This window comes from Nostoc sp. 2RC (assembly GCF_014222165.1).
Taxonomy (GTDB): domain Bacteria; phylum Cyanobacteriota; class Cyanobacteriia; order Cyanobacteriales; family Nostocaceae; genus Nostoc; species Nostoc linckia.
The window spans coordinates 1-15,009 of the sequence record NZ_JACKZU010000196.1 but is presented as its reverse complement, the minus strand read 5'-3'; the positions used below and the strand labels follow the sequence as shown (position 1 = coordinate 15,009).

The window sequence follows — 15,009 nt, the reverse complement described above, 5'->3', positions numbered from 1 at the left end:
AAAAAAGAAATTGAAATTTTTAAGCAAGAACAATATGAAATAACTCAAAGGCAGGAATTGAAAGCCTATTTTAAAAACTATAATCTTAATGATTTTAAATCTCAATTACACAAAAATTTACCTGATGATATAAACCGTGAATGGGAATTCCTCAATGATAAAATAAAGGATTTAGAAAACCAAACTAAACAAATTCGTGATCAAAGAAAAGATACAGTAAAAAAATTACATCAAGTTAGTAAAATTAATGAAGAAGAATTACTAAAAATGTCTTTATCCGAACTAGAGGGATATGAAAACATTTTAATAGATCCAAATCAACCTGAAGCTAAACAACTCAGAACATTAATGAAAGTTCAGCAAGATTGGTTTGATATATTTGGACGTGCTGATAGTGATAGATTTAATACAGCTTTTTTAAAGCAAGCACAAGTGGTTGCAGGAACTTGTATTGGACTTGCAAGAAGCATTCCAGAAATAGAGTTTGATTTATGTATTATTGACGAAGCATCTAAAGCAACAGCTACAGAAGTTCTTGTTCCTATTGCGCGTTCACATCGTTGGATTTTAGTCGGTGATACTAAGCAACTTCCTCCATTTCAAGATGAAGCAAGTCGTAACTCTGAGTTTATCAGTAAATATAACTTAGATTCAGAGGAAATTAAAGAGACATTATTTGCTTATTTACTCAAAACTTTACCGATTAGTAACAGCAAAAAATTAACTATCCAACATCGGATGGTTAAACCTATTGGTGACTTGATTGCTGAATGTTTTTATCCCTATGAAATAGAAAATATCAACAATGATTTAGATGATTATTTGACTCAGATAATCCCTAAACCTGTGACTTGGTTTACTACTAGCAAACTCCCTGATTGTAGAGAAGAAGCAGCAAATGGAAGCTATCACAATATTGCTGAAGTAAATGTAATTATTCAACTTCTAGAAAAAATAAATAAAATGGCAATTATAGTTAATAAAAAATATGCTATAGCTGTTTTAACTGGATATTCAGCGCAACTTAAGCTATTTAAAAGAAAGCTAGATTTTGAGTTAAGTAATTGGGAAGCATTAACAATCAAATATAATACTGTTGACGCATTTCAAGGTCAGGAAGCTGATATTGCTATTTACTCAATTACTCGTTCTAACAAAAACGCATCTTTTGGTTTTTTAAGAGATTCGGAAAGAATGAATGTGGCATTATCAAGAGGAAAAGTTGGCTTGATAATTGTAGGAGATCATAACTTTTGTCGTTCTCTTAACTATAATCCTCTACACACTGTCCTTGAATATATTGAATCTCATCCAGAATCTTGTTCTTTATGCGAGGTAAAACCGTGAATTTAAATGAATTGAATATGCAAGATAAAAATGATGTTGATGAAATTGCTAGACGTTATGATAATCGTCCTGGATTTGAATTAGTTAGTGTAGTTGAAGTTGGTTTACCTGTCACCAAAATTAATTTAACAGCTTTAACCCTGGTTCGTAAACCCATTAGTCCGATTGAAGAATTTGTTTTAAAAGCTATTAATATTGGTTTATCTTTATTAGAAGAAATTAGTCAATTTTTAGGTTTAGAGGAGTTAATTATTAAAGAAGCAATGATAAATTTGAGACGGGCTGAGAATATTGATTTAATTGCTTCTGTAGGTGCTTCTATTCAAGAATGGAAATTAACAAAAAAAGGCCAAACAACTCTGGAAGAAGCTAGAATAATTATTCCTGAAGAAAGAAGTTATCAAATTAATTTTGACAAAATGTTATGGAAACCTCGCTGGTATGGGCATTGGGAAGATAATAAAAGTTTATTACGTTTAATAAACTTGAAAAAAAGTAATATTCTAGAAATTCCTTATTATCCAGCGCGAATACCGGAATTAGCTGACCTGAATCTGAAGGATGTAGAGAAAATTATTAAAGAAAATGAAAAAGACGGCAAGCGCAAAAGAGAACAAGAAAGAGATTTTAAAAGAGATTTTATAGGATTAAAAAAAATTGAACGTAGAGAAAATTTTTTTCAACCTGCTTTAGCATTGGTTTATAAACAGAAGCAAGGGAATGATTGGCAAATCACTTTTACAATTGATGGGAGAATTTCTGAAGAACATGAATCCGCTTTTACTCGTTCTAAAGGCCCCAAGAAAGACCGTATTATTAAAAAACTAAAAGAAAGTTTCTCAACTCAGATTAGAGATACAAAAGCTCTAGCAGAAGAAAAATTTGGTGATGAATTTATTGCCCTAGCAATAGAATATGAAAAACAAATTGATTCTGTTAGAGAAGAAATACATAATCGAACTAACACTATTCAAACTGACATAGATTCTACTCGTAAAACTCTTGAAAAAGTTAATGTCCATGAACAAAAAGTGGCTTTAGAAGAAAAGCTCAATAATGCTTTAGAACAAATTAAGCAATTGCAAGAACAATTAAAACAACTAATATCTTCAACGCCAATTCGTTTTATTAAAACTTATGACCATCGACCTCTATTTGAAGAAGCACTTAAAAATAGTCAAAAACGACTTTTAATTATTTCACCTTGGATTAGAGCAACTGCTACTAATCAGTGGTTAGTTAATCAATTGGAGAAATTGGTAAGGAGAGGAGTAAAAGTTTTTATTGGTTATGGTTATGGAGATAAAGACGAAGAAGATAGGAGAAATTACGATATTAAAGCAGAAGAAGCTATACAAAAACTAGCTAAACGCTATCCAGATAATGTAGTATTCAAACGATTAGGAGATACTCACTGTAAAATTCTTATTTCAGATCAAAAGTTTGCGATTGTAGGTAGTTTTAACTGGCTATCATTTAAAGGTGATCCTAATCGAACTTTTCGAGATGAGCGTAGTACATTAGTCTCCGATCCAAATAAAATAGATGAATTGTTTGAGGATGAAATAACCAGATTAATATAAGAGTTAGCAAAGGTAGGGTTTACTTGATTAGGAGATTCTATGATGAATTTACAAGAAATTATTAATTCTATTGAAAGTTTACCCACAGAAGAACGGGACTATTTGTTTGAGTTTCTCTGGAAAAAAAAGGAGAAATCTAGAGGGGATAATTTTTGGCAGGGATTACAAAAATTTAGAAGCGTAATTCAAAGCGAGGGGATTATCTTTACTGATGATGATTTCGCTGACTTACGAGATCGCAGTGTGGGAAGAGAAATTGATCTATGAGTTTGAAATACTTACTTGACACCAATATTCTCAAGAGAGCCAGCACGTCCTATTCCTAAAATGAGAAAAATAACTTGTGAAAGTTTTGTTAGATACTAATATCATTATTAGTGAATTTGGATTTTAGACTGAAATAAAATGTACAATCCAAAATCCAAAACTCTCAGTCAACTTGATGTTGATTAAGTTAACTTAAATAACCTGCTAACACTAAGAATTATTAGCAGTAAATCCTTACTTTCAGCACCCCTCTTAATAGACATCTCCAAATCCAGCATCATAGTCACTGCCTTAGCTAAAGCATTCATGCTTGTATTTGCTACCTCCTGACGCAAATAGTAAATGCGATTAGGATTGCTGATACTGCACAGTTGAGCTAATTCACTATCTTTCTTAATCCCAGAAACAATCGCAGACTTAATCCACAGCCAAGTTCTAAACTGCGTTAGGAGAGTAGCAACAATCACCATTAATGGTTCCGAGCATGACAGTAAATCATCCAGCAGGTGCAAAACTTGATTGCTTTCTCCTTGGCGAATAGCAGATGCCAGTTGTAGGCTATTCTGAGTTTGACATGGCACTAACTCTTTTACTTCTGCAAGCTCCAGTTGTCTGCCATTACCATAGATATACAGTTTGCGTAACTCAGTGGCTGCACGAGTCATGTCGTTACCAATTGCTTCTGCTAGATATTCCACTGCATCCTTTGACAGCACCAGCTTGATTTTTTTAGCCTGAGTAGCGATCGCTCTCTCAATCAAATCAGTACGCCAAGGTGGTATCAATGGAAACTCAAACAACTTGGCATACTTGACAATATGTTTGTAAATCTTCAGCCGCTTATCTACAGTGGTGGCGACAAACACCAGAATTGTGAATTCAGGCACTTGAACAAGCTGCTGCAAAGTTTCTAACTCAGTATCACCCCACTGCTTGAGGTGGCAATTTTCCACAATCACCAGTTTTTTACCACCTGTTAGGGAACGAGTGCGAGCTACGCTGATGGCTCGGTCAAGGCGATCAGATGGAAATCGGTGATAGCAAAGTGTGAGCCATTGGGCATCAATCTCTGCTTTGTATTGGTTTAGCTGTTCCTGAATAGCGTGTTGGTCGTCGCCTGTCAGCAAGACAATCATGCTTTTACCCTCCCGTCACTGCTCTTGTTGGCAGTTTTAATTAACACAGTCATTGGTTTTTGACTTTGGGTAGCTCGTTGCAGCATTTTAGCGATCGCTTCTTTATTACTCTCAAACTTCTTGAGGTAAGCTGATGTAACTTCTAAAATCGCCTCGTCACCTTGCAATTTAACGAGACTTGCATGAGCCAGCAGGTTTTGATTGCTGGGTTTAGCTGTATCCATCACAGAAAGCCAAATTTGAGCCAGGTTAGCGGTATTGGCTGCAACTCCTGGTAACAATTTGCCATCACGCCCTTTATCATTTACAGGTTTGACAGTTAGCGTCTTGGTTGCACTGACAGGCAATAAACTAGGCATCAGGTTCAGTAAGCAAACTTCTAACCACACAGCAGCATTTACTGTGTACCGCAGATGGTTTTCTGCTTTTTGTAACTCTGCTAAGGACAAATTCAGCGTCTCGAAATTCCAGTGATTTGCTAAAACCTTGAGTTGAGCATAGCTAACACAACCAGTTAGCAGGGATTGCTCTTTGGGTGCAGACTTGATAATCAATAAATCTCGGTATGTTTGCAGTAAGTTGGAGAGAATCAATTTGGGTGTTTTACCAGAGTCCACTAGAAGTCTCGCTACTTGCAGCAAGTTAAAGGTGTTGTTCGTGGATATTCCCTGTAATATTGACATTAATTCTGTTTCTGTCACACCACCAGCGATTTCCATGACATGATTGGCAGTGATATCTTCATCTAAAAGACTCACTTGACCCAGTAATTGCAGTGCATCTCTGAGTCCACCATTGCTGAGTCGTGCGATCGCTGTTAGTGCCTCCTCATCAATAGAGATAGATTCTGCATCTGCTACAATACCGAGGTGCTGCACAATTGCCTGAACAGACAAAGTGCGGAAATTAAACACCTGACAACGGCTGACAATGGTAGGTAACACCTTGTGCAGTTCTGTTGTGCAGAGAATGAAGACAACATGAGGTGGCGGTTCTTCGATACACTTAAGTAAAGCATTGAAGGCGTTACCGGTTAGACAATGGCACTCATCGAGAATAAAAATCCGGTAACGTCCTGCAACAGGTGCGAAGGTACTGCGCTCAATTAAAGCACGGGCATCATCTACACCATTATTAGAAGCAGCATCAATTTCACTGACATCTAGGCTATTACTGGTTTCAATTGAACGGCAGGATTGACAAATACCACAAGGTTGGTCAGTTGGTTTTTTAGTGTTGAGGCAATTGAGGGATTTAGCAAATATCCGAGCAGTTGAAGTTTTACCTGTGCCTCTAGAACCTGTAAACAAATAAGCTGGTGCAATTTGCAGGTATTTGACAGCATTAGTCAGAGCAGTTTTGATGTAGGGCTGTCCAACTAATTCGGCTATTGTCTGGGGTCGATATTTTTGATGTAGGGCGACTGTAGACATAGGATTCATTAACCTTAATTAGTCGCCCTTACCCCTGTTAAGGGGATATGATTTTAAGTGAAATTTAGTTAATTAATCCAACAGAATTAATTAGAGATTCGTTCTTTACTAGACAAGACTTATAGCCAAAATTTAGTGTAATTAATTGCGTGCAACTACTTAGTTTTATTAAAGTGGGTTATTTAGGGTTTAAAAGATATGTCTTGGCAAGTAAAAGGTGCAGCTTATCTCATATTAAGTGCTATAACAGAACCGAGAAATGAACAGGTGTTACAAAAGTTTAATCAAAATGAGTTGAGACCAGAGACAATTGAAGTAGTTAAAGTCAAAAGCTACGGTAAAGTTATTCAGCACCGATGGCATTTAGCCAAATATTCGCTCGTGAGTAGCAATAGACCAAACTGGCGGTATAAATGAATATTACCCTTAAACGAGTTACGCCCTTACAGAGCGAGTTACAAAGCATCGCAAACCGAAGCAGAAGGATTATCCAATGTCCTAGCCCTAACATACGTCAGTAAAATGACCCAGCAGTAACTAAAAAAGCACCTCTGGGATGCTGCGGATATTTTCAGAGGCAAAATTGACTCTGTAGACCTCAAATATACATATAATTGGTATTATCATGTCAATAGAAAGACCATCAGTTAGAGTTACCGATATTGCTGAATATATTCGTTATCAATCCTGTGATCGGCGTTTTAAGTTAAAGTTTAATGATTATGAACTTGCTAAAAACATTCCTTTTTCTAACTTAATTTTTGATACTTCCTTAGATCCAGTCTTGGAAGAAGAAGGTCGAATAAGAGAGAATGAATGGGAAACTTCACTTCAAAAAGAGGGTTTAATTGATTTCAATCAAATCAGTCAAAATTCAGATCAAAATAAAGCAACTGATTGGAATATCTTTGTTAAGAAAATACAAAATATCGCACATGAGCAAAAAGTTTATGGGCGAGAGATTTCCATAGAAGGAAATCTTGGAGAATTTAATATTCGTGGACAAATTGACTTTGTAATTTTGCTATGGGAAAACAACGAACCTAAACTACGATTAGTTGAGAGTAAAGCCTCTCGAAAAGATCGAACTTATCATCGCGTGCAGGTTGCTTTATATCGGATGCTGGTGCGCCAACTAATACAAGACAATCAAATCACCATTAATGGAATCAACATCAAGCCTGAAAATATAGAATGTGTTGTTGTTCGCATTGATGAAAATACTAATAAAAGTCAGGATATTCTCAAATCTGAAGCCCTTAATCTGGATACGATAGAAGCTGATATTAATCGTCTAATAGCCTCTGATGGCTCACTGCATCGTATTGTCCAAGCTAACTTAGGTGACTTAGATTATCAGTTAGACCAAAAATGTAGTGACTGTACATTAAGTGTTCATTGTTTAGCTGAGAGCGCAAGAGAACATCGTTTAGAATTGTTGGGAATAGATTCATCAATTGTTACTGCGTTGCATAAAGCAGGTGTCAAGACTATTGATGATTTAGCTGACCTCGATTTAGCAGGAAATCAAGTTGCCCAAATTCAAAAAGATATAAGTTTTACAGAGAATTTAGAACTTCTTAAATTAAAAGCCAAAACTCGCAAGAGTACCCTTCCTGATGGAGATTGTGACCCAGAAAGCTATGAAGTTGAAGCACTTCCAGGATACTCAGGTCAAAGTCAACTTCCAGAACATTTAGTCGATGGTGAGCGTCTCATTCGCGTCTATCTTTCAGTTGAGTACGACTATGTTGAAAATCGAATAGGTGCGCTGGCTGCTCATGTCACTAAAAGTGAAGGAAAAGTAGATCCGAAATTTGAGAAAAATGAAAATAACAAATGGCAACCAAACCCTAACATTAAAGAATATATAGAAGAAGGACACGATGATAACAACAAACCTATTTATAAAGAAAAAGAACTTGAAGGCAAAGATTTAATCCAATTCAAAAGGTCTGCATGGACAGGTGATTATAAAGAAGACAATGGTTCTGAGAAAGAGCTAATACAAGCATTTTTATTAGAATTAGTTGATGCGCTCGCTGAAGTCGCAGAAACAAAAAAAGCTCCAATTCATTTTTATGTTTGGTCACGCCAAGAAATAACCCAATTGGTTGAGGGCTGTTCTCGTGTTAGTTCCCAACTACTGAGTCATTTACAAGAGTTACTGGGGTGTCGGGAAAGTTCAGAACAATTGATTTATTCTTGTCTTTATGATGAAGTAGATCATCGTTATGCTTTAGGATGGACGGGGAGAGATTTAGCAGTTGTAACCTCTCTTAAGTGGTTTGGACGACGTTACCACTGGCGACGAAAGATTGCAGGGCAGCTAGTTAATTTAGATCAAGTTTTCTCTCAAGATGTATTCGATTTTAAAACAAATTTAGAGATAGATAGTAATAATGAATGGGCAACATCCAATTATCAAAATGTCCGTAAACATCCGTTTGAAGTTAGACTAAGATACTTTAATTCTCTAAGTGCAGCTTATTGGCGTGCCTATTGGCGACAACTTCCAAACCCTAATGATCCAATACTTTCACAAAAATTAAAAAACTCCATTGAACGTTACAACAAAGCACAACAACCGAATTATTTAAAAGAGTATTTTCGCGCTCGTACTCATGCTATCAGATGGGTTGAAGAGGGAATTCGGTTTAAGAATTCAGAAATAACGAAAGAATCTTTGACCATTGCTGATTTACCCGATTTCAATTTAGGTGTAGATGATGCTGCCCAAGCGGGTATTGATTTTCTCCGTTTAGATCAGCACGTTAAGGTAACAGATTGGATTGCAAGTCATTTAGTCCCACCTATCTATCGTGTTTCTTTGGGGCGAACAATTCCTGTTAAAAATATAACGTCACATGGTAATAATAAACTAACAGCAGAGATTAACCTTGATGAATACAATATTTCTTCTGAAGTTTTGAAAGCTAACTGCACAATTGATCGAGATTCTTTCGTAAGGCTTAGTCCTAGTTCTAATGATCCATATCAAGGTCAAACAATAAACCAACTTTTAGGTGGTGGAAGTACCTGTGTTGTAGAAAAAATTGACTGGGATAGTGGAGATATTGAACTTACAGTTAGACAAACAAACAGTTCATCTCGTTATCAACTTCGTGGTCGTTTTTATAGAAACGAAGAAGATATTTATGACTATGGGACTATTGATGAAAGCCCCTCAGATTTTATTGCTGGAAGGGTTGATCAGAAACTACAAGACAGTCAAGGAAATCATATTTGTCAGTGGTTAGCTCCCCAAAATCCTCAAATTTCACCACAAACTGCTCCTTCAGCTAGTGATTTAGAAAAATATCAAAATTTCCTCAAATCTTTACCACTACCAAAAAGCAAAAAACTAGATGATAAACAAATTGCAGCAGTTATAAATGGATTAAAAACAAGGATTCAGCTTTTACAAGGGCCACCAGGAACTGGTAAAACAGAAACAACAGCGATCGCTAGTTTTCTGAGAATATTAGCACGTCGTTCTGCTGGCGATATTGTTCTTATTACGGCTCATACTCATACAGCCGTAGATAATTTACTTTTACGTTTAGACAGTCTTTTAGTAAGTTTAGAACAGCACGCAAATAATTTAAACTTAAAAATACCATCCATTCAACTTAGTCGAGTTGACTCTAAAAATGACGACGAATTTCAGGGTACAAGTATTACTACTTTCAAGTCCAAACCTTGTGTAACAAATATAAAGAAAATGCGGTCAAATGCGGTATTAGTTATTGGTGGGACAACCAATGCTATTTTAAAAATGGTAGATGAATTAAATAGTAAACCGAAGTTCATTAATCATTATCCTCAAGGATTTCAAACAACTACTTTAATCGTAGATGAAGCAAGCATGATGGTATTTCCACACTTTCTTGCTTTAGCTACATTAGTTAGAAATGACGGTGAGATTATGTTAGCAGGAGATCATCGACAGCTTTCTCCTATTGTTACCCACGACTGGGAAAATGAAGACCGTCCTCCTGTTATCCTTTACCAACCTTATGTCAGTGCATATCAAGCAATTCAAAATCTCAAAGAAAACTCAGATATTGAAGTTAGTGATGAAGCAATTTTCCGTTCTGCTTTAAGCTTTACTTTTCGTTTACCACCAGTGATTCGTGAACTTATTGCACGTCTTTATCGGTTAGATGATATTGAATTGCAAGGAAAAGACAAAAACCAAGATATAAAACAAAATGAAGTTAACGGAATTTGGGAAAACCTGTTACAAGGAAACAGAGGTCTTTATCTTGTTCTTCATTCTGAACGTCAGTCAAGACGTAGCAATCAACTTGAAATAGAAATTATCAAAAATATTCTTGATGCAGGTGGGGAACTTGATGATGGTTCTATTGCAATTGTTACACCCCATCGCGCCCAAAGAACACTACTTAAAACAAAGTTGAAAAAATATTATGAAAATGCTGTTGATGTCATTGATACTGTAGAAAAATTACAGGGTGGTGAACGTTTAAATGTAATTATTTCTGCAACAGCAAGTGATCCATCCGCAATTAGTAAGAATGTGGAATTTATCCTTAATCTCAATCGTTCAAATGTTGCATTTTCGAGAGTTCAAGAGCGATTAATTGTTGTATGCTCTAAAACTCTCCTAGATTACATTCCCAAAGAACTTGACAATTATGAAGAAACGATGCTTTGGAAAGCGTTACGTTCCGAATGTTCACAGCTTATTTTTACTGAAAATGTTAATGGACACATAGTAGAGGTATTCACACCTCCTTTAGATGAAATTAGTGAAATTTCAACAAACAAAGCATAATTGAGAGTTAAGTTGATGGAGGGTATTATCCCTCCCACCTTATTAGCCGGAAATGCGCCTTTAAGTGCATCTGTTTCCCGACAATCTCAGCTTTTGACAATGATTGTTGCCGCATCCTTTGTTAAGTCATGGTTGAGGCGCTTTTACTGAAATGTTTACCCTGTAAAGCTTTCGGACTTAGCATACAATTTTACTATTTTGGTACGGTGAAACCTTTAAGGAAGAAGGCACTAAAGCATAATTAAAAGCCAGTGCCATATCTTCTACTTTAGTTAAGCATTTAGAGTGTACAGTGGCAGTAGGAATTGACGCATTTCCATTTGCAGTTCTGGATTTGGTCTATCTCCATAAGGAACCAACATGGCAGGATGATCTGATTGTTGCAAGTGCATTTTGATAGCGGAACTAGGAATTGCTTTGGCTGCTTCTACTAAATACTTGAGGTTAAACTGGATATTCAATGACATTTCTGATGGTAGATGAGCAGCAATAACCTGATCGCCTTTGCCAAACTCCCGTTCAATTGATAGTCGTAGCTGCTGCAAACTTCCATCAAACTGTAAGTAAATACCTTTCTCTTTTTTATCTGTTAACACAGCTAACCGTTCTAATGCTTTGACTAAGAATGCTTTTTCTATGATTACTTCTCGGTCAAAGCTAAATCTTGCCAATAGCTGTTCGCAGTCAGGGTAAGTTCCTTCCAGACATTGACATCTGAGGATAATATCTTGCCAAGCAAAACCCAAGCGATTACTTTGGGCATCATACAACAAATTAATGAATTCGACAGAATCATCCAAGTTACGCGCTAGTTCCTTGAGGACTCGACCGGGAATAGTAAATTGTATCTCTGAAGATTCTACTTGTTTGCGGGGTTTTCTACCAATTCCTTGAGTTGAAAGTTCAGTGGTTGCGACTCGATGCCCATCAGTACCAATAAACTTTAACTTCTCCTGTGTAAGTTGGATATGAACTCCGGTCAAGATATATTTATTTTCATCAGTGCTGACAGCATAAATCACACCTTTCAAACCATCTTTGAAAACTGTTGTTGGCAGAGGAATGGGAGTAGCATCAATTGTAGAACTAGGTGGAAATTCTTCAGCACTAATGCCTCTAACTTCATATTTTCCATCAGTATCAGATAAACTGAGAGAGCAGATTTTTGTTTGCTTATCCTCATCAATAAGCTGTATAATCTGAGTCTGACTACTGAGGCTAATATTACCATTAGGGCAATGCTTAACTATCTCAAATAGCATTTCCACTGGCACAGTAATTTCACCCTTGAGCAACACCTGGGCTTCAAAACTTGCCTGAATTGTTAATGCTAAATCAGTAACAGTTAAATGTATCTGTTGTGTTTCGACATCTGCAATAATTAGAGCATTAGCAAGAATAGGATGGGTAGGTTTAGCTGGGGTAGCACAACTAACTAAAGAGAGTGCATCGTGAAATTTAGTTTGTGAGCAGATTACCTCCATTCCTGATTCTATAAGTGGTTGAGAGTTTAACTCTGATTTGGCAGAACGTTTATTAGTACGCTTATTTGAGATAGGTTCAGTTGAAGTACCAGCGTCTGAAGATGTAGGTTTTTTCTTTTTACCTGTAGATATGTCTGGGATATTTGCTGATACCTCATTTTCGCCTTTAGGAGTAGCTACACTTGTTTGTTTTGTCTGATTGGCAGGCTTTACCCTTTGTTTCGATGCTGTTTGAGTCATGATGATTTATTTCTGGTTGCGACATTGTTAGAAAGATGACTGCGATAGCAGAAAATAAAGGATGTAAAGTTTTGAATCAGATGCTTTTACTCTGTGAGACATACGGAAGTTTACTGAGATATCCCATTTAACCGCTCTCAGGTAAGCCTTTATTCTGATCGTAGCTTTGGGAATATCTGGCTCCGCTCCTGAATTATTTCTACAAATGCCTCCAAAAGTTCTTTCCAATGCTTTTTAAACTGATAACTTTGCTGTTATTAGCAGATTCTTCTGTAGTGTTATCAACCAGCACAGGATCAGTTTCCAACAAAGAGTTCAGCAGTGATAGTTGATGTTCAACATCTGCCACATCGCGGTATATTCGAGACGGGTCTATTTTCATTCCTAAAGGTGTAGGAACAATTTTTAAATATTGGTTTAATGTCTCTAGATAATTTCTATTGGCAAATTGTCTTTGTGCTACATAAGGGCGCAATATCTCCAGTAATTGGATAGCTCTTTTGATTTCTAGAGAATCAGAAGTACTATCAATTTGAGGTTGGCTTTCTCGGTAGCCTTTCATTTTCTTCTCAGCCACGAGATTGTGGAATTTAGAAACTGCTTGTTGATAATTACCGAAAGAGTGAACTTTTTGCTGAGATTTGTAGCCGACCCTACCCCACTCAACAGTTAGATTACCTTGCTCAACTTTTGCACTCCAGAATTTGTTACTGTTCTGAGCCGTATCTACAAATATTAAGTAAATTTCCATATTTCTGACCTAATTCAAAGTAGAATATTGCCATATCAAATGAACATCTGTTGTTGAGATGTTCATTTGACAAAAGCTTCAAATCATTACTAATTTGGGAATACCTAATTAGTGCGGAACCTAGAAGTACGAAGACCTTTCTTAGACACCTGCACAAGACTGGAAGCTGGTCGCGCAATCTTTGACCAAGATTGCATCCGCTCAACAGCAGCAGCATCTTGAACAGCTAAAGGGGTGATGTTGTGCTGACAATTTTCTAAATCAGCCAGTGTGACCTGCTGAGGTCTTCCCTCATCGAAAGCTAGTAATGCTGCTTCTGATGCCAGGGTTTCCAACTCAGCACCACTAAACTTGTCGGTGCTAGCAGCGATCGCCTCTAAATATTCCTGCGGAACTTCTATACCAAACCGTTCTAAGTGAATCTTGAGAATCTGGCAGCGTTCCAACTCCGAGGGTAGGTCAACGAAGAAATTCTCGTCAAACCGCCCTTTCCTCTTGAACTCGATAGGCAGCGCTGTTGGGTCATTACAGGTTGCCACCACAAACACCCCCGCCGTACACTCAGACATGAAAGTGAGGATATTTCCCAAAATTCTTTGTGAGACTCCAGAGGTATCACCATTAGCTGAAAGTGCTTTCTCAACCTCATCAATCCACAAAATACAGGGTGCGATCGCTTCAGCAGTCTTGAGTGCGCGGCGGACATTGCCCTCAGATTCTCCAACCAGGCTACCAAGCATCGAGGCAATGTCTAATTGCAGCAGTGGAAGATTGAGTATGGTTGCAATGTTCTTTGCTACTATCGATTTACCCGTCCCTGGTGGCCCTGCCAGTAGCACACCTTTAGGCTGGGGTAGATTTAGCGATGCCTGCGGCGAGCTTCGCTAACGCGCTATAAAGCTTTAAACTCAGGTTGAGGAAACTAAGAAATTATTACTGATTACTCATTGTCTACTAATCTAAATTTAGAAGATGCTTCTTGAATAAATTTTTGAACATCCAGAACATATCTATTCTTAGTAAGATTGATATTACCTATAGAAATATATTTCTCTTGGCTTATCATTGAATCAAAATAACATTGGGATAACGAGTTATTTTCAATATAATCAATAAGATCATTTACACGAAAAGTATCCTGGCTCCAAAGTTTAAAAGTTATTCCCTCTAATGTGTTTTCATCAATATCAAATTCTTTAACAGAAATCTTTCCAGTATTAATAACATTGATTAGCTCATAAATTGGTATGATATTATTTCCTTGTTCTTGCCAGCCACAAAACATTCTATTTCCTGTAACAATACATCGATATATTTGAGTTGGTATCGAGAAATTAAATCTAGTAGATATATAGTTTTGAAAATTCTCTTGTTCCCAAAGAGTTTTAAATTTGTTTAGTTGTTTTGCCCCTTTTATGATATAATCATAACTTGTTCTTAACTCAAAAGGACTAGTGGGATGCAAAGAATTTTTACATTCAAAAATAAATAATCGATTTTCAATTATGGCAATAACATCAATCTCGCCATTCGTATTTTTATAGGAATATGAAACATTTCTCTGAACAAAAGAAGATACTGGTTTTAGTGCCTCTTCTAAAAGCTTGCCAACAGGGTCATTAGAATCATCAGAATCAAACCTGTAGCGTGAAGATTGGAGAACGTTTCTTGCAAAATTAGAGTTACAAAATATTCCGAGAGGTAAAATAATTGAGTCATCGAGACTTAAAATAGGGTGGTATTGTATATCAAAAATTTGCTTTGAATGAGGATTCCATGACAATAACTCTAGTAACTCTTGTGCTTTTGTTTGTCCAAATAAATCTTGTAATATATTCAAAAAATATGATTTTTCAAAAGTTGGAATAATTGAACGCCAGAATAATTTTGAATTAAGCAGTTTATTGCTTTCAATATATCCAAATAGTGCAATAAGCAAAATACTAAAAAAACGTTGTAATTTTATA

10 protein-coding genes and 1 pseudogene are annotated in these 15,009 nt (G+C 36.5%); 5 read left to right on the top strand and 6 right to left on the bottom strand.

Annotated features, from left to right (window positions below; all coding sequences use genetic code 11):
* From GNE10_RS20770 to GNE10_RS20760, 3 genes are all read left to right on the top strand, one after another.
* The coding region (locus GNE10_RS20770) for a DEAD/DEAH box helicase (RefSeq protein WP_260446966.1) at window positions 1-1,347 on the top strand (1,347 nt) is incomplete at its 5' end.
* A complete protein-coding gene (locus GNE10_RS20765) occupies window positions 1,344-2,930 on the top strand; it encodes a phospholipase D-like domain-containing protein (RefSeq protein WP_185566786.1) in 1,587 nt (528 codons plus the stop codon). The genes GNE10_RS20770 and GNE10_RS20765, both read left to right, overlap by 4 nt.
* Window positions 2,931-2,969: 39 nt before the next feature.
* Window positions 2,970-3,197, top strand: a complete 228-nt coding sequence (locus GNE10_RS20760; RefSeq protein WP_260446965.1) for a hypothetical protein — start codon at window positions 2,970-2,972, stop codon at window positions 3,195-3,197.
* A 182-nt stretch (window positions 3,198-3,379) separates the two neighbouring features.
* Here GNE10_RS20760 and holA read toward each other — a convergent pair whose 3' ends face one another.
* A complete protein-coding gene (gene holA / locus GNE10_RS20755) occupies window positions 3,380-4,333 on the bottom strand; it encodes a DNA polymerase III subunit delta (protein WP_185566785.1) in 954 nt (317 codons plus the stop codon).
* Window positions 4,330-5,766, bottom strand: a complete 1,437-nt coding sequence (gene dnaX, locus GNE10_RS20750) for a DNA polymerase III subunit gamma/tau (RefSeq protein WP_185566784.1) — start codon at window positions 5,764-5,766, stop codon at window positions 4,330-4,332. Before dnaX ends, holA begins: the two co-directional genes overlap by 4 nt.
* Window positions 5,767-5,964: 198 nt before the next feature.
* Here dnaX and GNE10_RS20745 point away from each other — a divergent pair, with 198 nt between their 5' ends.
* Window positions 5,965-6,183, top strand: a complete 219-nt coding sequence (locus GNE10_RS20745; RefSeq protein WP_185566783.1) for a hypothetical protein — start codon at window positions 5,965-5,967, stop codon at window positions 6,181-6,183.
* 208 nt (window positions 6,184-6,391) lie between these two features.
* On the top strand, window positions 6,392-10,567 hold the full coding sequence (locus GNE10_RS20740) for an AAA domain-containing protein (RefSeq protein ID WP_185566782.1): 4,176 nt from the start codon (window positions 6,392-6,394) through the stop codon (window positions 10,565-10,567).
* 272 nt (window positions 10,568-10,839) lie between these two features.
* On the opposite strand, the gene dnaN is transcribed toward GNE10_RS20740, so the two are convergent.
* The 4 genes and pseudogenes from dnaN to GNE10_RS20720 form a co-directional block, all read right to left on the bottom strand.
* Window positions 10,840-12,291, bottom strand: a complete 1,452-nt coding sequence (dnaN, locus tag GNE10_RS20735) for a DNA polymerase III subunit beta (protein ID WP_185566781.1) — start codon at window positions 12,289-12,291, stop codon at window positions 10,840-10,842.
* Window positions 12,292-12,490: 199 nt separating this feature from the next.
* A complete protein-coding gene (locus GNE10_RS20730) occupies window positions 12,491-13,042 on the bottom strand; it encodes a WGR domain-containing protein (RefSeq protein ID WP_185566780.1) in 552 nt (183 codons plus the stop codon).
* A gap of 104 nt (window positions 13,043-13,146) precedes the next feature.
* Window positions 13,147-13,908, bottom strand: a pseudogene (locus tag GNE10_RS20725) (AAA family ATPase); the annotation flags it as partial.
* Between the two features lie 74 nt (window positions 13,909-13,982).
* Window positions 13,983-15,009: hypothetical protein (locus GNE10_RS20720; protein WP_185566779.1), on the bottom strand; the 1,027-nt coding region annotated here is incomplete at its 5' end.